The sequence below is a fragment of the Paenibacillus oenotherae genome (assembly GCF_019443105.1).
Taxonomy (GTDB): Bacteria; Bacillota; Bacilli; order Paenibacillales; family Paenibacillaceae; genus Paenibacillus_Z; species Paenibacillus_Z oenotherae.
Window position 1 is genome coordinate 76,146 of the sequence record NZ_JAHZIJ010000020.1, and the last position, 20,344, is coordinate 96,489.

A 20,344-nucleotide genomic window follows, 5' to 3' on the forward strand; every position below is an offset into this window, starting at 1 on the left:
ATCTGTTAGCTTCAGCATACTAAGGAGATCGTAAGATGAGCTAAAGCAAATCTTAATAATGTATTAAGCTTTCAGCCGATAACCCATTCCCCATATCGTCTCAATATATTCTTCCTGCGGATTGGCCTTTGCCAGCTTGCTTCGCAAATTGCTGATGTGAACATTAAGCGTATTGTCATCACTTATAAATTCTTCTCCCCATATGCTCTCGAACAGATTCGCTTTCGTAAAGACCTTTCTGGGCGAAGCCATCATCAGCGTCAGAATGCTGTATTCCCGCGCAGTTAATACAAGATCTGAGCCGCCAACTGTCACCGCCTGTTCATCCACATCAATGACGATGTCTTTATGTCTCAGCAGCTTCTGTTCAACAATCGGCCCGGTACGCTGATATCTGCGCAGATGGGAATCGATGCGTGCCGATACTTCCTCAATGTCGAAGGGCTTCGTAATATAATCATCCGCTCCGGCCCGCAGCGTATCGATCTTGGTCTGCTGCTCCCCTTTGGCCGAAATAATGAGGATAGGAAATGTCCTCTGCTCGCCTATGCGCGCAAGCAGCTCCTCTCCTGTCAAGCCGGGAAGCATCAGATCGAGCAGGATCATTTGCCATTCCTGCTTCTCCACATAGAGCAGCGCCTCTGTTCCCGAGAAGGCCGGCTGTGCCTGATAACCACTCTTCCTGACAATGCTGCAGAGCAGCTGATTAATATCATTATCATCTTCCACGACCAGGATCGAGATCTCTTTAACCATTGGCTCACCTTCGCATCATACATAATATGGTCTAATTTAAACCTAAACAGCTCCTTCACGCAATGCCCGGATTGCTGTATTCGGAGATCTTAAGAAAAAAATTAGAGTTGCAGCGCTGACGCTTCTCCAGAATCATTCCCCTTGCTCCGCTCTCGAACAAAAAGGATTTGTCCGAAACAAGTCCACTATCCAATGAGTCAGTCTCAAGATGTGAAAAGATGCCTCCAAAACCACTCTAAAAGAAGGGCTGAAAGCATCTTTTTATTCCTTTTAGGGGGTCTTAGTGGGGCCAACCCCTTCTCCAAGTGGTTTGAAGGCAGAGGGACGGAGTAGGAAGCCTGCGAATGTGCATGAATTTCGGTTGCAAGACGCCAAAATGGTTAAATTCCTGCGATGGTGCATGAAAGTGAGAAAAAATTGGCCGTTAAGGGGAGGTGAAAGCAAAATGCCTGCACGCTGGCAGGCATTTTACTTCATGGAGTCAGAAACGAGGAAAAAACTGCGGTCTTGCATGTTTCACCTGCTCGCATCTTGCTTGTCTCGGCGTTTGTATGACTGATCGTCCTCTGGCGAGGAGCAGGTCAACACTCCCATGCCATCGCAGCCGATCTGCCCATTTCTACCAGAGCACGCGCCCGGTTCATCTCTTCCGCTGTCGGTTCCGCCACACCATCCAAAGGATACTCTCTGCCGAGCTGCTGCCACTTGTAGACTCCCATTCGATGATACGGAAGCAGCTCGATCTTCTCTACATTGCCAAGCGTTCCAATATATTGCCCTAATGCGGTCAGATCCCCGTAACCGTCTGTTACTCCCGGCACGATCACATGACGGACCCAAACCGACTTGCCTTTGGCCGATAACCAATCAGCGAAGCGAAGAATACGATCATTCGGCTGGCTCGTGAGCGCTTGATGCTTGTTCCGATCCATATGCTTCAGATCCAGCAGCACGAGATCCGTATGCTTAATCAACTCTTCCGCATGCTGAGGATCACAGAAGCCTGAGGAATCAAGCGTCGTATGCAATCCCCAGCGCTCCTTGCATGCCTTGAACAGCTTTGCCACGAAGGGGGCTTGAAGCGTCGGCTCGCCGCCGGTCACTGTAATCCCCCCGCCCGACTTGCGGTAATAAGCGAGATAAGGCTCGATTTCACGCATCATATCTTCGACCTCTACAAGCCTTCCCCCGCCCGTGTCCCATGAATCCGGGTTATGGCAATAAGCGCATTGCAGGGCGCAGCCCTGCATGAACAGTACGAAACGAATGCCGGGACCGTCAACCGTGCCGAACGTTTCTATCGAATGAATACGACCCTTCATCACGGCCACGCTCCTTGCCTGAAGTTATACCGAACCGTGGAATGTTCGATTGATGACATCGAGCTGCTGTTCACGGGTCAGCTTAATGAAATTAACGGCGTAGCCGGAGACCCGGATTGTGAGCTGCGGATAGTTCTCGGGATGCTCCATCGCATCCAGCAGCTGTTCCCGCTCAAACACATTTACGTTGAGATGATGTCCGCCGCTGACCGCATAGCCATCCAGCATGGCGACCAAATTGCCTATCTGCGTCTCTCTTTCCTTGCCGAGCGCCTTAGGTACAATAGAGAACGTGTTGGAGATGCCATCGAGACAATGCTCATACGGAATTTTGGCAACCGAGCCTAGCGATGCCAGCGCGCCCTTGCGGTCACGTCCGTGCATCGGATTCGCGCCTGGCGCGAAGGGTTCGCCTGCCTTGCGGCCATCCGGCGTACTGCCTGTCTTCTTGCCGTAGACGACATTGGATGTGATCGTCAGAACAGACATCGTCGGGATCGCTTCCCGATAAGTCGAATGCTTGCGCAGCTTGTTCATGAAAGATTCAGTGAGCGCAACAGCGATACTGTCCACGCGGTCGTCATTATTGCCATACTGCGGATATTCACCTTCTATAACAAAGTCAACAATCAAGCCCTGCTCATTGCGTATTGGACGAACATGGGCATATCGAATTGCGCTAAGGCTATCCGCTACAACCGACAGCCCTGCAATACCGCATGCCATCGTACGCACGATTTCTCTGTCATGCAGCGCCATCTCAATCCGTTCATAGCAGTATTTATCATGCATATAGTGGATGACATTGAGCGTATTCATGTACAGTCCCGCAAGCCATTCCATCATGAGGTCAAATTTCTGCATGACTTCCTCATAACGGAGCACATCGCCGGCAACCGGCTGTGCCGCCGGGCCGATTTGAACGCCCAGTTTTTCATCTATTCCCCCATTAATGGCATACAGCAGCGCTTTGGCCAGATTCGCACGGGCGCCGAAGAACTGCATTTGCTTGCCGATCCGCATCGCAGATACACAGCAGGCGATACCGTAATCGTCACCATAATGGGGGCGCATCAGGTCATCGTTCTCATACTGGATCGAGCTTGTCTGGATCGAGACCTTCGCACTGTAGCGCTTGAACAGCTCCGGCAGCTTCTCTGACCAGAGCACCGTCAGATTGGGCTCCGGCGCAGGCCCAAGATTGTAGAGCGTATGCAAGAAACGGAAGGAGTTTTTCGTTACCCTTGTCACACCTGACAATGACATGCCGCCAATAGATTCCGTCACCCATGTCGGATCGCCGCTGAACAGATCATTATAGTCCGGCGTCCGCAGAAACTTGACAATCCGCAGCTTCATGACGAACTGGTCAATCAGCTCTTGCGCAGCCGACTCCGTGATGGCCCCTTCTGCAAGATCCCGCGCGATATAAATATCAAGGAAGCTCGACACCCGGCCCAGACTCATCGCCGCTCCGTTCTGTTCTTTAATCGCGGCCAGATAAGCAAAGTACAGCCACTGCACCGCTTCCTTCGCATTGGCAGCTGGAGTGGAAATATCGAAGCCATAGGATGCCGCCATCTTCTTCAGCTCTTGCAGCGCCCGGATCTGCTCGCTCAGCTCCTCGCGAAGCCGGATGACACTCTCGGTCATCGTGTCCACTTCAAGCTGCAGCTGATCTGACTTCTTCTCTGCGATCAGCCGGTCAACGCCGTACAGCGCCACCCTCCGGTAATCGCCAATAATTCTTCCGCGCCCATAGGCATCAGGGAGGCCGGTAATAATACCGGCTCTCCGTGCATTGCGCATATCGGTCGTATAGGCGTCGAATACACCCTGATTATGCGTTTTGCGAATGTCGGTGAAAAGTCTGATCATCTCTTCCGGCAGCTTGAAGCCGTAGGCTTCACAGGCATCAACCGCCATCTTGATCCCGCCGAAGGGCTGAATGGACCGCTTCAACGGACCGTCAGTCTGCAGACCGACAACTTGTTCCTTAGCCTTGTCAATATATCCGGGCGGATGTGCCGTTATAGTGGAGACCGTATGGACATCGACCTCCAGCACGCCGCCATTCCCCCGCTCCAGGCGCATCAACTCCAGCAGCTGCCCCCACAGCTCCTTCGTCGCCTCCGTTGGCGGCTCCAAGAAGCTCTCGTCGCCATAATAGGGAGTCAAATTGGCATCTATAAAATCCTTGACATCGATCTGCCGCTGCCACTTGCCGCTCTGAAAGCCTCTCCAGCCATTGCCCGCCTGTCTGTCCTTCAACTCCGATTCCGATACTGCCATGACGCTGGCACCTCCTGCCCTGGAATTATGCTTAGAATCTGCCATAGAATGCATTGCGGTACACATCTGCCAGCTCCGTTACAAGCGGCATGCGCGGATTAGCGGTTGTACATTGATCCTCGAACGCACGATCCGCCAGATAGTCCACTCGTGCCTCGAATTGTGCCGGTTCAAAGCCCAGGTCCTGGAATTTCTCCGGAATGCCAAGTGATTCATTGAGCTTGCGAATCGCTGCAATGAGACTGTTGACGCCCTCCTCTGTCGTACGAGCAGACAGGCCCAGCATTCTCGCTATCTCTGCATACCGCTGATCGGCTACAAAATGATCGTATTTCGGGAAAGAAGCGAATTTCGATGGCTTCCCGGCATTATAGCGAATGACATGCGGCATCAGAATCGCATTCGTGCGGCCATGTGCCGTATGGTATTCACCGCCCCATTTGTGAGCCAGGCTATGATTGATGCCGAGGAAAGCATTCGCGAATGCCATTCCCGCAATCGTCGAGGCATTGTGCATTTTCTCCCTCGCCAGCGGGTCAGCCTTATGATACGAATCCTCCAGATGCTTGAATACAAGGCGGATCGCTTGCAGTGCCAGACCATCCGTATAATCGCTCGCCATGACCGATACATAAGCTTCGATAGCATGGGTGAGCACATCCATCCCCGTATCTGCTACGGCTGTCTTGGGCAGCGAATAGACGAACTCCGGATCAACAATCGCCACATCCGGTGTCAGCTCATAATCAGCCAACGGATACTTCGTATTCCCTTCTCTCTTATCTGTAATGACAGCGAACGAAGTGACCTCAGAGCCCGTTCCCGACGTCGTCGGAATCGCTACGAATTTGGCCTTGCGGCCGAGACGGGGATATTTGTACACCCGTTTGCGAATGTCCAGAAACTTCTGCTTCAATGAATGGAAGCTCGTATCCGGATATTCATAGAACAGCCACATCGCTTTAGCGGCATCCATCGGCGATCCGCCGCCAAGGGCGATAATGCAGTCCGGCTGGAAGCTCTCCATCAGCTTCGTTCCGCGTTCTACGGTTTCCACCGACGGGTCAGGCTCAATATCCGAGAACACTTCCAGATGAACCGGCTTGTTGCGCTTGCGCAAATAATATTCCAGCTTCTCCACATAGCCGAGCTTCACCATCATCGCATCTGTCACGATCAGCACACGCGAGATATCCGGCATTTTCTCCAAATATTGCGTCGAGCCCTTCTCGAAGTAGATTTTGTTCGGAATTTTGAACCATTGCATATTCACTGTCCGGTGAGCGACACGCTTAATGTTGAGCAGATTGACTGCCGTCACATTGGAGGTCGTCGAGTTATGTCCGTACGATCCGCAGCCCAGCGTAAGTGAAGGCAGGTTCGTATTGTACAAATCGCCAATCGCCCCGTGCGTGGAAGGTGAATTGACAATCACGCGGCCCGTCTTGAGCTTCGCTGCAAAGGCTGCAATAACCGCCTCATTGCTGGAATGAATGACCGAGGAATGTCCCAGCCCGCCGAAGGCAACTACATCGGCTGCCCGCTCAATGCCTTGCTCGGCATTCTTCACCTTGTAGCAAGCGAGCACAGGGCTGAGCTTCTCTGCCGACAGCGGGTACGCTTCGCCTACACCTTGCAGCTCGGCGACCAGAATCTTCGTATCTGCTGCGACTGTGATCCCCGCCATCTCGGCGATCTTGGTCGCCGGCTGTCCTACAATGACGGCATTAACGGCACATTTCTCCGAATTGATGACCAGCTTCGACACCGCTTCCGTCTCGGTCTTCGTCAAGAAGTGGCAGCCGTTGTCCTTCATCAGCCGTTTCACGCTGTCATAGACCGGCTCCTCAATAATAACGGCCTGCTCTGAAGCGCATATCATGCCGTTGTCGAAGGTCTTGGACAAGATCAAATCCGTTACAGCCTGGTTGATATCCGCGCTCTGCTCGATGAAGCATGGCACGTTGCCGGGCCCTACTCCAAGCGCTGGCTTGCCTGTGCTGTACGCCGCCTTCACCATGGAAGCTCCGCCTGTAGCGAGCACCAGCGCCACATCCGGGTGGTTCATAAGCAGCTGCGTCGCTTCCAGGGACGGTGTCTCCACCCACTGGATACAGTGCTTGGGAGCACCGTTCTTGACGGCGGCCTCCAGCAAAGTGCGCGCGGCCTCCGAGCTGCTCTTCTGTGCGGAAGGATGGAAGGCAAAAATAATAGGGTTGCGTGTCTTCGCCGCTATCAGCGCCTTGAACATTGTCGTAGAGGTCGGATTCGTTACCGGAGTAACGCCTGCAATAACACCGACCGGCTCTGCTACTTTCTGAAAGCTTTCATACGGATTATCCTCGATGACACCGACAGTCTTGTCATATTTGATGCTGTGATAGATATATTCCGTAGCGAAAATATTTTTCGTAATCTTATCCTCATACACGCCTCTGCCTGTTTCCTCATGCGCCATCTTAGCCAGAACCATATGACGATCAAGTCCGGCAAGCGCCATCGCCTGCACAATTCCGTCAACCTGTTCCTGATTAAGCTTCAGAAATTCCTCCTGAGCTGCAATTGCCTTGGCCACCAATGCATGAACTTCTTCCTGGGCAGGTGATGAATCATTCGTTTTTATCTCTTTAACAGCCATAGTCTCTCTCCTCCTGGATTGGAATATCATTCCTGTTGCCTGGCTCTATCATAGAACTTCTCCTTGCTGGCCTCTATGATAAAAATCACAGCTAGCGGATAAGCTCCATGCCTGCCAGCTTGAGGCAATCCTGATACTGCTCCCATGTGCGGATATTGCGGACGAACCGCGGGTCTATGCCCCTGAGCCCGAATTCACGCTCATTCGCTTCGATCCATGCCAGCTCCTTCAATAATCCCGTCATCTGGCGCTCACCGCGTTCGATTAAGGCGAGCGCTTCCTCTGCACAGCCCCTGTCATAAACACCATGCAGCGGCGAGGGCTCGCCTCCTATAACCGGAATGGCGGCATCATAGCCGCCCTGTTGAAGCTGATGCAGCCGTTCTGCGGCAGAGGATGACAAGAAGGGCATCCCGCAGCCGACAGTCCAGACGGAATTGTTTCTGGCGAGACTAAGACCTGCGTGCATGCCGCCCAGCGGACCTTTGCCCGGATAATAATCCGTAATAATACGCACATCCCTGTCTACAATGCGCAAGAATGGCCTGGGGTCTTCAGCCGCTATGATGACCTCTGAACAAATGGTGCGCATCTCGCGGATTTGCCTTTGCAGCAAACATTCACCGCCAAATAACAGAAGCGGCTTGCACTCCTCATTCATTCTTCGTTGCGGACCTCCTGCGAGTATGAGCCCTGTCAGCATGCTCCCCGCCCCTTCCTTCGTCAGCCTTCTTCATGTCCTTCCTTGGACTCGTCGTTCGCAGCGCTTACCTTGCAGTCTCCACATATCCAGCTTGTGCCTACCTCATTGTGACCGTTCGTCTTGCCGCATTCGTTGCAAGTTATCATATCCTCGCATCCTTCCTTTGTTAGATAGCTATGAGAACAAATAATCAATATCCGTTAGAATCTCCTCCGCTAGCGGGTAGATCAGCTCTTCCTCCATATGAAGATGTCCCTTCAGAATAAGGCAGCCCTGTGTCAGCTGATCCGAAGCGAATTTCAATTCATGAATCGTAATGACATCGTATTGCTTTAGGCCGAGCGACAGCATGCCAAGCACCGAACTGCACTGCTCCTCGAAAGAGTCCAGAAACTGCAATGCCAGCTCATAGTCCTTCTCCAGCACCCACATGGACGGCAGCATCGTCGGTTCAATCTTCTTACGGAAATATCTCGCAAAAACAGGGAACAGCTCCTGCTCCTCCCACTTGGCATGCCGCTTTAGATCGCGCTTCAAGTGAGCTACCTTCTCAAGCAAACCTTCGAACTGATGAATCGAGCGTGTGCTGCCTGCTGCCGCATTCGTTCCTTGATTCATCCGGCATAATACAGCAACCTTATCCTTGAGGCGATCATGATCCTCCTTCAGCTTCATTGCGAGCATCATAAACACGCTTGGCCTCGCTGAATTAAACGGTTCAAGTTCTATTCCGGCTTCCCGATTATACATCCCGCCACCTCCACCCAAGATCTTCACTGCTTATGTAGAACTTTACATGAGATGAATAGGTTGCGAAGTGAGAAAAATCACTTGTCATCCAGTGATAACCATCACAGATTCCCAGAGACAGGCAGAACTAGAATAGAGCAAGAACATAATCAACTGCTCAGGAGATGAAATGCCATGCACATCTTAGATGATCGAAGAGGCGCCCTTCATACGTACATCACCAATGTAAAATTTATTCTTATCGCGCTCGTCGTTTCAGCCAATATGCTGGAGCCTGTAATCAGCCGCAGTGATACCGCATTCACCTTGTACAAAGCGATCTATCTGTTTCATATTCCGGCGTTCGTGCTTGTTATGGGATATATGGCCCGTGAATCTCAGCCTGCCGACGGAAGCCGCTTCAGCTTCAGAGCGATAGCCGTAATCGGCTATCAGTATGTACTTTTCCAGAGCCTGTACACGTTAGCGGATGCCTTCTTCTTCCACGCCAGCGGCATTGTCCACTCCTTCTTCATGCCTTACTCGCTACTGTGGTTTCTATGCAGCCATCTTTGCTGGAAGCTTCTGCTGCCCTTATTCATGAAGCTGCGGCATCCGCTGACGGCATCCGTCCTGCTCGGGATAGCGGTCGGCTATATTCCATGGGACGGGAGCTGGCTCAGCATCTCCCGCACCTTTGTGTTCTTCCCGTTCTTCATAGCCGGCTATCGAATGAGAAGGTGGGGAAATTGGCAGTCGGCAGCGAATCACTGGCGGGCTGCTGCAATCGGATGCGGTGCGGTCATAATCACCGCTTTAGGGCTTGGCCTATCACTCAATCAGGGCTGGCTGTATGGTAGTGAAACCTTGTCGCAGCTTGGCCATCATGCATGGTATTCCGGCATTTACCGGCTGGGCATATACGCGCTTGAAGCAGCCGCTTTGACCTGCTTCCTTCTCTGCGTGCCCTGGCGCTCATCCATACTGACTGCATGGGGCAAACGGACACTCTTCGTGTTCCTCCTGCATGGATTCATCATCAAGGCCGCCATTGCAGCCGGATTATTCGATTCTCTTGATGGCAAGCTGTGGCATGTTCCGCTGCTGCTGTCAGCCGCGCTGGCGTTAACGCTCTGCTTATCCCACCCTCTTGTGGAGCGATACGCCAAAGGCTGGATCGAGCCTGCATTCAACCCGATGAAGCAACTCGTCAGCAAAGTTTCCGTTCATCCGAATGGCAGAAAGTAAGCTGCATAAGCGTAGAAAAGAAAGCGGCTGTCCAAGAGTCCCATATTCAAGGCGTCAGTCCCAAATGATGTGAAAAGATGCCTCCAAAAACCACTAAAAAATGGTAATGAAAGCATCTCTTTATTGTATCTCTTTATTGTATCTCTTTATTGTATATGGGGGACTTAGTGGGGCCTCTGCAATCATCAAACCACTTTCTGGACAACTCCTTCTCCAAGTGATTTGAAGGCAGCGTGACGGAGTAAGAAGCCTGCGAATGTGCATGAATTTTTGGTTATAAGACGCCATAATGGTAACATTCCTGCCATCGCGCATGAATTTGGGCAAAAATCGGCCGTTAAGGGGAAAAGAAGGTGAAATACCTGCACGCTGGCAGGCATTTCACCTTCATGGGGTCAGAAACGAGTAAAGAAATGCCATTTTGCATGTTTCGCCTAGTTCGCATCTCACACATCTCGCATCTCGCATGTCTCGGCGTTTGAATGACGGATCCTTCCTTTGGCGAGGAGTACGTCAAAGCCTGACGATCGCAGGGCATTGCACAGCGTACAGCTTCTTAAAGCGGGAGCTGAGATTTCCAAAGCGGACTTTCGGGACAGCCCTGTCTGTTCATGTCATTCTCTACCCCCAGCTTACAGATTGTTTGCCGATATCGGAATCGTTAGCCGCACTTCCGTACCTTGGCTGGGCTGGGATAGAAGCTGGAATTTGCCGCCAACAGCTCTTGCCCGCTCCTCCATGCTGAAGCGGCCGACACCCTTGAAGCTGGCAGCCGGATCAAAGCCCGCACCATGATCGATAATCCGGACAGCAATAGCGGTTTCGTTCTGATGGATGGATACTGCTGCCTCCGACACATCGGCATACTTGGCTATATTCGTCAATGCCTCTTGAATGACACGATATATAGCCGTTTCCTTCAGCACATCAAGCCGTCCCCGCAGGCTGCAATCGAATTGCACGTTAATACCGTAATGCGAAGAATAATTATCAATATAAGTGCGTATGGCAGGAACAACGCCGAGATCATCCAGCACAGACGGGCGCAGCTCCCAGGCCAGCCCGCGGACATCCTCGATGATATCCGCGACATTTTGCCGCAGCGGCGCAAGCTCTGATTCGCCATCTTCCTTGCCCGCGATCAATCGGTCGATGCCAATAAGCAGCGAGAAGAGGCTTTGCCCAATGCCATCATGCAGCTCGCGGGAAAATTTCCTCCGTTCATTCTCTTGAATCTGCATCACCTGTGTCATCATTTCCTGCAGCTCTTCCTCAACCCGCTTGAGCTTGGTAACCTCATTGCGAATCGCAAGGAACTGATAGGGCACGCCGTCATCGCCGATGAACGGAACAATTGTCGTGTTGACCCAATAATAGGAGCCGTCCTTCGCACGGTTGCGAATCTCGCCGAACCATACCTCGCCAGATTTGATCGTCTCCCACAATGAACGCATAAATTCCTTGTCATGAAGTCCGGAATTGATGATCCGATGATCATGTCCGATTAACTCGATGCGCTCGTACTGCGATATTTCACAAAACTTGTCATTCACATATTGAATCTTGCCCTTGCCGTCGGTAACCGCGACAATCGATGATTCATCCAGCGCGAATTTCACATTGGAGAGCTGCTTGAGAGATTGCTTCAGCTCACTGCGGAAGCGCTCATCCTCGATCTTCTCATCCAATCTCTGCAGCAGCGAATTGACATACTGGCCGATTACTTCGGATTCACTTCGACGCCGTTCATTATTCAAACTGCAGCAGCCCCTTCTTCACCGCATATTTGATCAATTCGGGCCTTGATTTCAGCCCCAGCTTCTCCATTACATTGCTCTTATGCGTCTCTACCGTCTTCACGCTAATAATAAGCTGCTCCGCGATCTCCTTGTTGGCGTAGCCTTTGGCCGTCAGGGACAGCACTTCCTTCTCCCGCTCCGAGAGAGATTCATAGATATCTCCGCTCTCTCCACGCCGCATCCGCTCCATATACTCGTTCATGAGCCGTTTAGTCGCAGTCGGGTAGAGATAGGCATTGCCCTCCGATACAGAACGAATGGCGGATAGAAGCTCCTCATGCGGCGCACTCTTAAGCACGTAGCCTGAGGCTCCGGCATGAATCGCGCGGAACAGATATTCATCATCGTCATGCATCGTCAAAATAAGGACAGCCGTATTCGGAAACTCGCTATTCAGCTCCGCAGCGGCAGTGAGACCGTCCTTGCCATGGGGCATGCTTAAATCCATTAATACAACATCCGGATTCAGCTCCCGCACCAGCCGGATGCCCTCATCACCATCCGCCGCTTCCCCGATCACTTCAATATCTGCCTTGCCGCTAAGAAGCAGCCGCATTCCTGACCGCACCATAGCGTGGTCATCTACAATGATGATCTTGATCATTCGCAACCTCCAGCTACAAGCACAATAATACTGTCTCCGCTATTATAGCAAACTTTTCCCGTCGATGCTTCTGTCCGGCTCAATCATCGGGCTGCTGTGATCTATAGTCATTCCGTTCCATGCTGTGCTTAGAACTGCTCTCACTGCAGCACTTTCGGCACTGCTGAATGGTCGATCCGATCTTCTGCCCAGCAGCAGGATCCCGCCCATTATAGCTGTGCCCGCTCCTGGGAGCGGATAAGCAGCGGCGGTTATTAACCGCTCCGCCAGCATGACCGGACAGTCCGGATCGACTCCGCCGCCAGACAGTGAGCCATGCCGCAGAGCTTCTCGCTGATGCGAGTCCCCCTCTGCCAATACCTCTATATCGTTCCTCGCTGATCGACTGCGATATTCGATTCCCAAGCGAAGAGCCATACCCGCCGGTCCGACACCGGGGGTGATTTTCATTTGCAGAATTTTACCGTTTCGACTGCCCGCTATTGTGCTCCATTTCATATGGCGGTTCATAGGATTATGCAGTGCCAACGCGGCAAAATCACTGTCCGTCCCCGTGAGCAGCCCTTCCAGCATCGGCATGAGCCGATCACGGCCGCTCTCATCTGCTGCCCCCATGGCCCCCATCTCCTTTCCCTGGCTTTTATCCCGATAGTATGTCTACATCATCTATTCTATAGACGAACCCGCAGTTTGTAAGTAAGGGAATACCCTGATTTGCTGTTAAGGGAGCGGTGCGTTCACATCGACGAATCATGGATGAAACATGGGGGCATCTGCTGACCGGCTGTGACTTTCCTCACTGCAAGATCGGGGAACTGCCCTGCCAAAGATCAGGTGCTCCCCCGATTACAGCGGTCCCCGTCTTTCGATATGATGGATATAGAACGATTCGAGCGAAGGTGGCGATCCAGGATGACAAAGATTGAACAGAACATCCAGACAGAACTTGACCAAGCGGCGCGTCAACATATAGGCACAGCAGGCATATTTTCACCGGAGAATATGGAAAGATTAAAGAGCATCATGTATGCCAAATCAGCCAAAGCAGGCTCGCACCTGTTCTGGGAGGGCGATTCGGCAGATAAGCTCTATTTTGTTAAGCAAGGCGGGGTTCGCATTACCAAATCGGCTGATAACGGGCGTTCTCTGACCTTGTATCTGCATCCGCAAGGAGATTTGTTCGGGCAGGTCGATCCGTTCCGTGATTCCGTTCATGGCTTTAATGCAGAAGTGACCGAGGATAGCGAGATCGGTGTTATTCAACAGAAGGATCTGGAGGTGCTTCTGTGGCAGCATGGAGACTTAGCGGTAGAGTTTATGAAGTGGATGGGCCTGATGCACCGCATGACACAGACCAAGTTCCGCGATCTGATGATGTACGGCAAGCCGGGCGCATTATGCTCGCTGCTCATTCGGCTCAGCAATACGTACGGTGTCCAGCAGGACGGGCAGATTCATATCAATATGCGGCTTACGAACGCCGAGATGGCTGACATGGTGGGAACGACACGGGAGAGCGTGAACCGGATGCTCAGCGACATGCGCAAGGAGGATATTATCGAAATGTACGAAGGGTCGATTATTATTAAAGACCTGGATTACTTGCGCGATATTTGCCACTGCGAGAATTGCCCCAAAGAAATATGCCGCATGTAGAAATGAACATTAAAGCCGCGCAGGCAGTTGGGATGGTGTCCCGGTTCCTCCTTGCGCGGCTTTTTGCTTCCTTAATATCCATAATGATTCGAACGGTCTACCAGCTCAGCCACCAGTGCCTCTTCCATGCCAAAATGCCCCTGCAGCACCTCAAGCGCCTGATTCAAGTACGAGGCCATCTCATGTGCTTCATAGCTGCGAACAGGCGCGCGCTCCACCGCATCCACGAATGCCTGAACGAACTGCTCAGCGAGCAGATGCTCCTGCTCAATCAGCGTAAACTGGTTCAACTCCTCGCCATAATAAGCCGTCATTTGAGGAAACAGCGTTTCCTCCTCCCACTTCGCATGCTGCGCCAACTCCTGTTGAAAAGCAGCGGCCCTGCCTCTAAGCTTGCGCAGCGTTACGGCATCAATGACTGGCCGGCTCCCAATCCGTCTCGCCATCAAGTATAAGGTTTGCAGCTCAGTGAGCAATGCTTCATGCTCTTCCTTCAAATGCTGAACCGGCACTAGCCAATCCTGCTGCGGTTGACCGATATTTACATCATATTGTACCCTGGCTTCCTTCATCATGCATCCCTCCGTTACATTCGCTGATTGCTCTCGTACTGGTGAGGAGATCGCCTTTATGTGGCTTGCTCTAACTATAACGGAGTTCAGTGGGGCGCACTATGATGAAAGTCACAGGGACGGCAGAATGATTCAGAAATTTGCCTCCTTTAACAATTGGGGCTCCAGCATCATAACACCCTTGGCTGTAAAAAATCCTTCTTTCCGCAATACAAATTCAGCGCCATTCCAATGATAGGTGTAGCGAAAATAACCTAGAGCATGCCCCCGACTATAACCAGGGATCAATTTCACAAGATTAATCTTCGCTCCTCCACCATCGTTTATGAGATCAGCTTGCGTAAACCATAATAATGATGTGGCGAACTGTTTATTCAACAAAAATTTTCAAAGTGTTGTCCGTTACAACGGATACCTTGAGCGTCTCGGAGTCACCATCTTTATTCCAATCGGTGTTCTCTTGCAGCAGCATTAGTTCATCTGTTGCTTCAGGCAGCGTCTTGACCTCAGCATTTTCCACTGATTGCGAGGTATTGAGATTATGCTCAGCAGTAGTGGGAGAGTGATCCTCCTGTGCTTTCTGAGTTTCGCAGGAACTGGATACCAAACCTAAACATATAGCCATCATGATGATTCCCAACTTGTTCATTAAAAACCCCCGCTAATGTAATTTCATTATTAAGACGTTCAAATCCGGTTTGTTCTCATTTTTTATCTTCATTATCAAGCCTGTTCGATTTGCACTTTTTCTGCAGGCTGAAATCCATTCTCGCAACCTCAAAAAGAGAGAGCACGAATGCTCCCCCATTATTGAACCATTAGATCAAACTGACGATTAATTACTAGCGCTACATACTGAACCGCTGCCTGTACCCGCATTTCCGGCACAGCTCCTCGACGACTTCCCTGCGGGAGAATCCGTCATACAGCTTGTTCGCGCGCTCTCCTTCAATAATTTCCGAGAATGGTTTATCGTTGATATTGCCCAGATTAATAACACCCTCGCCATCCAGACAGCAAGGAACGACAGTACCGTCTACCAGTATAGCCGCCTGATTGCGAAGCGCATGACAGAAGCCCCTGCCCTCGTCTTCCTTCTCCTTCAAATCCGGCCATTGGAATTCATGATCCTGATTCAAATATATGCCGTCCGCAATCTTCAGCCCGCTGCCCCTTACGAATTTCTCTTCAATTCTGTAATCCAGATTGAACTCCTTCTCGATCGCAGCCAGTATCTCACGATTGCGACTCCGCTCCGCATTTGTCGCATTATCCATCGTAAGATTCCATAGCCTCAGGGAGATCAGCATATTGCTGGTCGCCGCCGCCTCTTTGGCAAAGGTAAGCACACTGTTAACGTATCCTTCCTTATCTGTAGAGCCCTCATGTCCATCAAAGCTGTGGAGGGAGAAATTCATTTGTCTTAGCGCCGGCTTATGGAGCAGCTTATGCCTGTTCTTCTCCAGAAGAGTTCCATTCGTCGTTATATTGACCTTGAACCCTTTCTCGTGCGTAATATCCAGCAGCTGATCAATCTTGGGATGAAGCAGCGGTTCGCCCTTCACATGGTAATAGATGTACTCGGTATGAGGCTTGACCTGATCCAGAATGGCTGTAAAATCCTCCACTCCGATAAACTTCGCCTGCCGCTTCGTTTGCGGACAGAATGTACATGCCAGATTGCATACGCTCGTAATCTCTATATAGAATTTTTTGAATTTTTTCATGTCTGTCCTGCTCCGATTCTATCTGTTGATCTATCTATTATAACATGCTCTACTCGTTCCGAAAGCCATGATTATTGAAATCGCATAGCTGCACTTTTAGGCGAATGCCGCATACTATAATTCCATGATGTCAAAAGATCATCCCATACAGGAAAGGGTGCAACCTAGAATGTCCTGCAACTGTCAAGGAACCTATCCCGTACCGGCACAAGGGCGCTCATTCCAGCTGCCGCAGATCGTACCTGGCATACCTTCTTTGCCGTTGTCTCCTCTGCAGCCGGGAACCATTCCCATGGCTCCTCTTCAACCAGGCACATTCCCATTATCGACTCCAGGTCAGGGGGCTTTCCCCTTGCCGATGCCTCCGCTTCAGCCCGGAGGATCTCCTCCTCCTCCGTTCGGAACGGCAATACCGCCACAGCTATCGCAAAGCAACTTAACGAATATTCTCAGTCAGCATCAGCGACCTTTTGGACAACCGCCAGGTGAAATGATCATGGTCTACAATTTACTCAAGAGCAATCCCTCCATGCTGCAAATGTTCATCCAGCAGCGTCCGCAGACGCTTCAGCAAGCCGTGCAATTCGCACAGTTCGGGACTATGCCTCAACGAGAAGATGATGAGCGGGTATTGCCGGGCTTCTGCTACAATCGATGGGCGCTCGTCTTCACGTTCTCTGATGTGTTCCTCATGTGGCCGGTTACGAACCTGTTCGGTTTTGTCATCGGATATTGCTTCCCCGCCCTTGCGCCGTGCATTATTCCTGACTTTACAATCGTCTTTGCATTCTGCTGATCATCTGAGGACAGGAAGCATCTTTGTTGGGGACTTAGTGGGGCAACAGTGCAGCTGATCCTCTTCCAGATAGGAGTAATTCTCTTCACCGCCATAACTGCTTCGGCAATAACCGTTCCCGGAAGGCTCCCCGGCGTTGCCCTTCACCTCCTCCTTCTCCATGTGTGGTTTGAAGACAGCGTGACGGAGCAAGAAGCCTGCGAATGTGCATGAATTTCGGTCATATAACGCCATAATGGCAGAATGCCTGCGATCGCGCATGAATTTGAGGACAAATCGGCCGATAAAGGAAAATGAAGGTGAATGCCTGCACTCTGGCAGGCATTTCACCTTCATCGGGCCAGAAACGAGCAAATAAATGCCGTTTCGCATCTTTCGCCTAGCTCGCATCTCGCTTGTCTTTTTTCCATACCGCTCGCTCCCCGGCGGCGTTTGAATGACGGATCGTCCTCTGGTGAGGAGTACGTGGGCAGTCCCATGATCGCAGCAGACATTCCACATCGTACAGTTTCTTAAAGCGGGAGCTGAGATTTCCACAAAGAACTTCTGAACAGCCCTTTTATTGCTTCTTATTGAATGAGCATGTCTTCTTGCTCTTGCTCTTGCTCTTCTTCCTTTGCATCCTTCTTGTTGATGATCGAGTTCTTCTTCAGCAGCAGCCACAATTGACTCGCAATAAAGATCGTGGAATAAATACCGAATACAAGACCCAGCGTCATCGCTAACGAGAACAGCTTGATCGATTCACTTCCCAGTACCAGCAGGATCAACGAAGCGACCAGCACGGTAAGACCTGTATTAATGGAACGGGACAGCGTTTGCGAGATACTGACATTCACAAGGTGCTCCAATTCCTCGAACGTTTTGATTCTGGCAAAACGTAAATTTTCACGAATACGGTCGAAGATAACGATCGTATCGTTAATCGAGTAACCGATGATGGTCAGCACAGCTGCCACGAACGGCAGATTGACCTCCAGCCTGAAGATCGAGAACACACTAACGACCATGAATGCATCGTGGAAAAGCGCAATAATAGCCGCGAGCGCGAAACGCCATTCGAAACGCAGCATAACGAGCACAATAATGCCCAAGCTCGCAATAGCGACCGAAATAATCGCCTTTACACCGAGCTCCTGTGCAATTCCCGGATCGACAGTATTCTCTTCCTCGGATACATTCTCGCCATATTGATCCTTGAAAATCTTCAGAATGCGGTTGACATCACCCTCATCCGAGCTTAACACCTTCTCAAAGCGAGCTGAAATTCGCGAATTATTATCTCCGCCAATCGTCACTGAAGCTGGAATCAGGCCGGCTTCGGCAAACAATTGCTCCGCACGCTCCTTCGTAATCGATTGTCCGATGGAGAGGTCAAGATTGGTCCCCGCCTTGAAATCTACGCCATAATTAAGGTTGAACACCAGCATCGTTACAATGCCCAGCACCGTAATAACGATGGACAAGGAGAAGAACAGCTTGCGATGCTTCACAAAATCATAAATCCGATAATAGGATTTCTTCTCTTTATTCGTGTCCGCTAAAGATTCGATATCAGCGGCCTTCACACCCATATATTCCGGCTTGTTGACCATACCGCTTCTAATCAGCAGATGCATTAAAAATCTGGAGAAACCAACGTTAGTCAGCATACTGAGCAGATTGCTCAGAATAAGCGTCAGCGCAAACCCTTGAATCGCGCCTGTTCCGATAAAATAAAGCACCGCAGCAGCCACAATTGTTGTAACGTTAGCGTCCATTATAGTACGGAACGAGTTTTTGGAGCCTGCCTTGAGCGAGGACAGCAAGCTCTTGCCGCTGCGCATCTCTTCTCTGATGCGCTCCGCAGTTATAATGTTGGCATCAACCGCCATCCCGATCCCGAGAACAAACGCAGCAATACCCGGCAAAGTTAACGTGGCATTCATCCAATAGAAGATGAGCAGCAGCGCCCACGAATACACAATTAAGGTGATACAAGCAATGAGCCCAGGAATCCGGTATACGAACAGCATGAACAGCAGAATGAACACTGATCCCAGCGCACCAGCCAGCAAAGTCTGTTCCAGTGATTGCTGCCCCAGTGTAGCTCCTACTGACTGCGTGTACTTCTCCGTGAGCTTCAGCGGAAGTGCGCCAAGATTGATAACATCTGCAAGCTCCTGTGCTTGCTCAATCGTATAGGTGCCAGAAATCGTCGCCTTGCCATCCGACAGAATGGCTTCTACAATCGGTGACGACAGCACGGTTTCATCCAGGTAGATGGATAGCGGCTGTTGGTATAGCTTTTTCGAAACCGCCTCCAGCTTCGCTCTTTCTTTTACCTCAATCAGAATCATCGGATTATTGAGCTGGTCATAGGAAACCTTCGCGGCCCCTTCAACAAAGTCGCTCCCGTGCATCTCAATCGTGCCATCCGGCCCCCGGAACGTAAGCTCCGCCGGCTTTTTCATGATGTCCCTGACCTTCTCTTGATCAGTTACACCAGCAATTCTTGCCCGGATACGATTGTCACCCTCAGGTGTTACTTCAGGCTCTGCCACACCATAAGCGTTCGCTCTCTTCTCCAAACTTTTAGCCGTTTCCCGCAGAGCTTCATTAGTAATCTGTCCGCCTTCGATTACAGGCTCAGCTTCATACAGAATCTCGAATCCGCCCTTGAGATCAAGGCCAAGCTTAATACCGTCTAGTATAGAAGGTGTTGTAATCGCAATAATCGTAAATGATAAAATAATTGCTGCAAAAAATGCCGTAATTCTTCTCTTATTCATGCATCCTTCTCCTTCATCGTCTAATATCATTGTCGTTCAAATCTCTATGATTGATGACGGACGGAGGGAATCACAAAGTTAGAGGTATACTTGATGGGATCAAGCAGCAGATGCTTTAATCGAATGGCAATGCAAGGGTATAGAAGCACAGCCGAAAGTATCAGCAAATAGAGATGGTATATAGAATGAAACTTATCAGACAGGATCGAGCCAAGAAATAACGAATACGCCCCGTCTCGCTGCTTCGCTGCATAACTGATCATGACATCATATTTCTCAGAGACATTTGGCGAGTTCTCTGGCACTTCCACCTTGGCAATGAACATTAACTGTGCATATGTATGAAGAGAAAGCAGAAACACGATAACCCAAACGATGGTCTTTAAGCTTCTTGCATACAGCTTGTCCAATTCGATTATCGCCCTCTCCCTTCTCTTCCAAAAATAGCATGTCCATTCTGTATCATATACGATTCTGGCATGTACGAGCAAATTTTTCTAAATACAGCAAAAGAAGTGCCCTTCTCAGGCACTTCCTCATCATTGTATACACCTTCAAAACTGGATGCGAAGTTTATGCAAAGTTAATACCTTTAGCTAGTTTGTACCAAATAGGATAAGCCCTCGACCGATTAGTATTCGTCAGCTGCATGCATTGCTGCACTTCCACCCCGAACCTATCAACCTGGTCGTCTACCAGGGGTCTTACGAATTGGGAAATCTCATCTTGAG

At 50.6% G+C, this 20,344-nt stretch carries 18 protein-coding genes and 1 rRNA gene; 3 read left to right on the forward strand and 16 right to left on the reverse strand.

Going from position 1 to position 20,344, the window contains the following annotated elements; all coding sequences use genetic code 11:
* Positions 1 to 63: 63 nt before the first annotated feature.
* From K0T92_RS20710 to K0T92_RS20735, 7 genes are all read right to left on the reverse strand, one after another.
* Complete coding sequence (locus K0T92_RS20710) at positions 64 to 756, reverse strand: response regulator transcription factor (protein WP_219874387.1); 693 nt, start codon at positions 754 to 756, stop codon at positions 64 to 66.
* Positions 757 to 1,337: 581 nt separating this feature from the next.
* On the reverse strand, positions 1,338 to 2,078 hold the full coding sequence (pflA, locus tag K0T92_RS20715) for a pyruvate formate-lyase-activating protein (RefSeq protein ID WP_219874388.1): 741 nt from the start codon (positions 2,076 to 2,078) through the stop codon (positions 1,338 to 1,340).
* A gap of 24 nt (positions 2,079 to 2,102) precedes the next feature.
* Entirely contained in the window at positions 2,103 to 4,370 is a 2,268-nt protein-coding gene (gene pflB / locus K0T92_RS20720) for a formate C-acetyltransferase (RefSeq protein ID WP_219874389.1), read from the reverse strand.
* A gap of 31 nt (positions 4,371 to 4,401) precedes the next feature.
* Positions 4,402 to 7,008 carry a bifunctional acetaldehyde-CoA/alcohol dehydrogenase gene (adhE, locus tag K0T92_RS20725; RefSeq protein ID WP_219874390.1) on the reverse strand — a complete coding sequence of 869 codons (2,607 nt, stop codon included), beginning with the start codon at positions 7,006 to 7,008 and terminating at the stop codon, positions 4,402 to 4,404.
* Positions 7,009 to 7,099: 91 nt separating this feature from the next.
* Positions 7,100 to 7,711 (reverse strand): molybdenum cofactor guanylyltransferase, encoded by a 612-nt coding sequence (gene mobA, locus K0T92_RS20730; RefSeq protein ID WP_219874391.1) that lies wholly within the window; start codon positions 7,709 to 7,711, stop codon positions 7,100 to 7,102.
* 20 nt (positions 7,712 to 7,731) lie between these two features.
* Positions 7,732 to 7,857 carry a hypothetical protein gene (locus tag K0T92_RS25370; protein WP_281423179.1) on the reverse strand — a complete coding sequence of 42 codons (126 nt, stop codon included), beginning with the start codon at positions 7,855 to 7,857 and terminating at the stop codon, positions 7,732 to 7,734.
* Positions 7,858 to 7,885: 28 nt separating this feature from the next.
* Positions 7,886 to 8,461 (reverse strand): hemerythrin domain-containing protein, encoded by a 576-nt coding sequence (locus tag K0T92_RS20735; protein ID WP_246628317.1) that lies wholly within the window; start codon positions 8,459 to 8,461, stop codon positions 7,886 to 7,888.
* Positions 8,462 to 8,635: 174 nt separating this feature from the next.
* Here K0T92_RS20735 and K0T92_RS20740 point away from each other — a divergent pair, with 174 nt between their 5' ends.
* On the forward strand, positions 8,636 to 9,688 hold the full coding sequence (locus tag K0T92_RS20740; protein WP_219874392.1) for an acyltransferase family protein: 1,053 nt from the start codon (positions 8,636 to 8,638) through the stop codon (positions 9,686 to 9,688).
* Between the two features lie 632 nt (positions 9,689 to 10,320).
* Here K0T92_RS20740 and K0T92_RS20745 read toward each other — a convergent pair.
* From K0T92_RS20745 to K0T92_RS20755, 3 genes are read right to left on the reverse strand one after another with little or no spacing between them, the layout of a single operon-like run.
* Positions 10,321 to 11,445, reverse strand: coding sequence for a PAS domain-containing sensor histidine kinase (locus tag K0T92_RS20745; RefSeq protein WP_219874393.1), 1,125 nt, complete (start codon positions 11,443 to 11,445; stop codon positions 10,321 to 10,323).
* Positions 11,438 to 12,091, reverse strand: coding sequence for a response regulator transcription factor (locus K0T92_RS20750; RefSeq protein WP_246628318.1), 654 nt, complete (start codon positions 12,089 to 12,091; stop codon positions 11,438 to 11,440). Before K0T92_RS20750 ends, K0T92_RS20745 begins: the two co-directional genes overlap by 8 nt.
* Positions 12,092 to 12,133: 42 nt before the next feature.
* Positions 12,134 to 12,706 (reverse strand): hypothetical protein, encoded by a 573-nt coding sequence (locus K0T92_RS20755; protein WP_219874394.1) that lies wholly within the window; start codon positions 12,704 to 12,706, stop codon positions 12,134 to 12,136.
* A gap of 297 nt (positions 12,707 to 13,003) precedes the next feature.
* Here K0T92_RS20755 and K0T92_RS20760 point away from each other — a divergent pair, with 297 nt between their 5' ends.
* Complete coding sequence (locus tag K0T92_RS20760) at positions 13,004 to 13,747, forward strand: Crp/Fnr family transcriptional regulator (RefSeq protein WP_219874395.1); 744 nt, start codon at positions 13,004 to 13,006, stop codon at positions 13,745 to 13,747.
* A gap of 71 nt (positions 13,748 to 13,818) precedes the next feature.
* Here K0T92_RS20760 and K0T92_RS20765 read toward each other — a convergent pair whose 3' ends face one another.
* The 3 genes from K0T92_RS20765 to K0T92_RS20775 all read right to left on the reverse strand — a co-directional run bounded on the left by K0T92_RS20765 (position 13,819) and on the right by K0T92_RS20775 (position 16,046).
* A complete protein-coding gene (locus K0T92_RS20765; protein ID WP_219874396.1) occupies positions 13,819 to 14,322 on the reverse strand; it encodes a hemerythrin domain-containing protein in 504 nt (167 codons plus the stop codon).
* Between the two features lie 367 nt (positions 14,323 to 14,689).
* Positions 14,690 to 14,968, reverse strand: a complete 279-nt coding sequence (locus tag K0T92_RS20770) for a hypothetical protein (protein ID WP_219874397.1) — start codon at positions 14,966 to 14,968, stop codon at positions 14,690 to 14,692.
* A 199-nt stretch (positions 14,969 to 15,167) separates the two neighbouring features.
* Positions 15,168 to 16,046 carry a radical SAM/SPASM domain-containing protein gene (locus tag K0T92_RS20775; RefSeq protein ID WP_219874398.1) on the reverse strand — a complete coding sequence of 293 codons (879 nt, stop codon included), beginning with the start codon at positions 16,044 to 16,046 and terminating at the stop codon, positions 15,168 to 15,170.
* A 496-nt stretch (positions 16,047 to 16,542) separates the two neighbouring features.
* On the opposite strand from K0T92_RS20775, the gene K0T92_RS20780 reads away from it, so the two are divergent.
* Complete coding sequence (locus K0T92_RS20780; RefSeq protein ID WP_219874399.1) at positions 16,543 to 16,842, forward strand: hypothetical protein; 300 nt, start codon at positions 16,543 to 16,545, stop codon at positions 16,840 to 16,842.
* A 569-nt stretch (positions 16,843 to 17,411) separates the two neighbouring features.
* Here the strand turns inward: K0T92_RS20780 and secD are convergent.
* The 3 genes from secD to K0T92_RS20795 all read right to left on the reverse strand — a co-directional run.
* Positions 17,412 to 19,613 (reverse strand): protein translocase subunit SecD, encoded by a 2,202-nt coding sequence (gene secD / locus K0T92_RS20785; RefSeq protein WP_219874400.1) that lies wholly within the window; start codon positions 19,611 to 19,613, stop codon positions 17,412 to 17,414.
* Positions 19,614 to 19,657: 44 nt separating this feature from the next.
* Positions 19,658 to 20,023, reverse strand: a complete 366-nt coding sequence (locus tag K0T92_RS20790; RefSeq protein WP_219874401.1) for a hypothetical protein — start codon at positions 20,021 to 20,023, stop codon at positions 19,658 to 19,660.
* A 201-nt stretch (positions 20,024 to 20,224) separates the two neighbouring features.
* Positions 20,225 to 20,344: ribosomal RNA gene (locus tag K0T92_RS20795) — 23S ribosomal RNA — on the reverse strand; the annotation flags it as partial.

Coding starts and splice junctions, on each gene's coding strand:
- K0T92_RS20765 (WP_219874396.1), bottom strand. CDS start 14,322: ATGATGAAGGAAGCCAGGGTACAATATGATGTAAATATCGGTCAACCG.
- mobA (WP_219874391.1), bottom strand. CDS start 7,711: ATGCTGACAGGGCTCATACTCGCAGGAGGTCCGCAACGAAGAATGAAT.
- K0T92_RS20755 (WP_219874394.1), bottom strand. CDS start 12,706: ATGGGGGCAGCAGATGAGAGCGGCCGTGATCGGCTCATGCCGATGCTG.
- K0T92_RS20770 (WP_219874397.1), bottom strand. CDS start 14,968: ATGAACAAGTTGGGAATCATCATGATGGCTATATGTTTAGGTTTGGTA.
- K0T92_RS20760 (WP_219874395.1), top strand. CDS start 13,004: ATGACAAAGATTGAACAGAACATCCAGACAGAACTTGACCAAGCGGCG.
- K0T92_RS20775 (WP_219874398.1), bottom strand. CDS start 16,046: ATGAAAAAATTCAAAAAATTCTATATAGAGATTACGAGCGTATGCAAT.
- K0T92_RS20750 (WP_246628318.1), bottom strand. CDS start 12,091: ATGATCAAGATCATCATTGTAGATGACCACGCTATGGTGCGGTCAGGA.
- K0T92_RS20710 (WP_219874387.1), bottom strand. CDS start 756: ATGGTTAAAGAGATCTCGATCCTGGTCGTGGAAGATGATAATGATATT.
- pflA (WP_219874388.1), bottom strand. CDS start 2,078: ATGAAGGGTCGTATTCATTCGATAGAAACGTTCGGCACGGTTGACGGT.
- adhE (WP_219874390.1), bottom strand. CDS start 7,008: ATGGCTGTTAAAGAGATAAAAACGAATGATTCATCACCTGCCCAGGAA.
- K0T92_RS25370 (WP_281423179.1), bottom strand. CDS start 7,857: ATGATAACTTGCAACGAATGCGGCAAGACGAACGGTCACAATGAGGTA.
- pflB (WP_219874389.1), bottom strand. CDS start 4,370: ATGGCAGTATCGGAATCGGAGTTGAAGGACAGACAGGCGGGCAATGGC.
- K0T92_RS20735 (WP_246628317.1), bottom strand. CDS start 8,461: ATGTATAATCGGGAAGCCGGAATAGAACTTGAACCGTTTAATTCAGCG.
- K0T92_RS20780 (WP_219874399.1), top strand. CDS start 16,543: ATGGTCTACAATTTACTCAAGAGCAATCCCTCCATGCTGCAAATGTTC.
- K0T92_RS20740 (WP_219874392.1), top strand. CDS start 8,636: ATGCACATCTTAGATGATCGAAGAGGCGCCCTTCATACGTACATCACC.
- secD (WP_219874400.1), bottom strand. CDS start 19,613: ATGAATAAGAGAAGAATTACGGCATTTTTTGCAGCAATTATTTTATCA.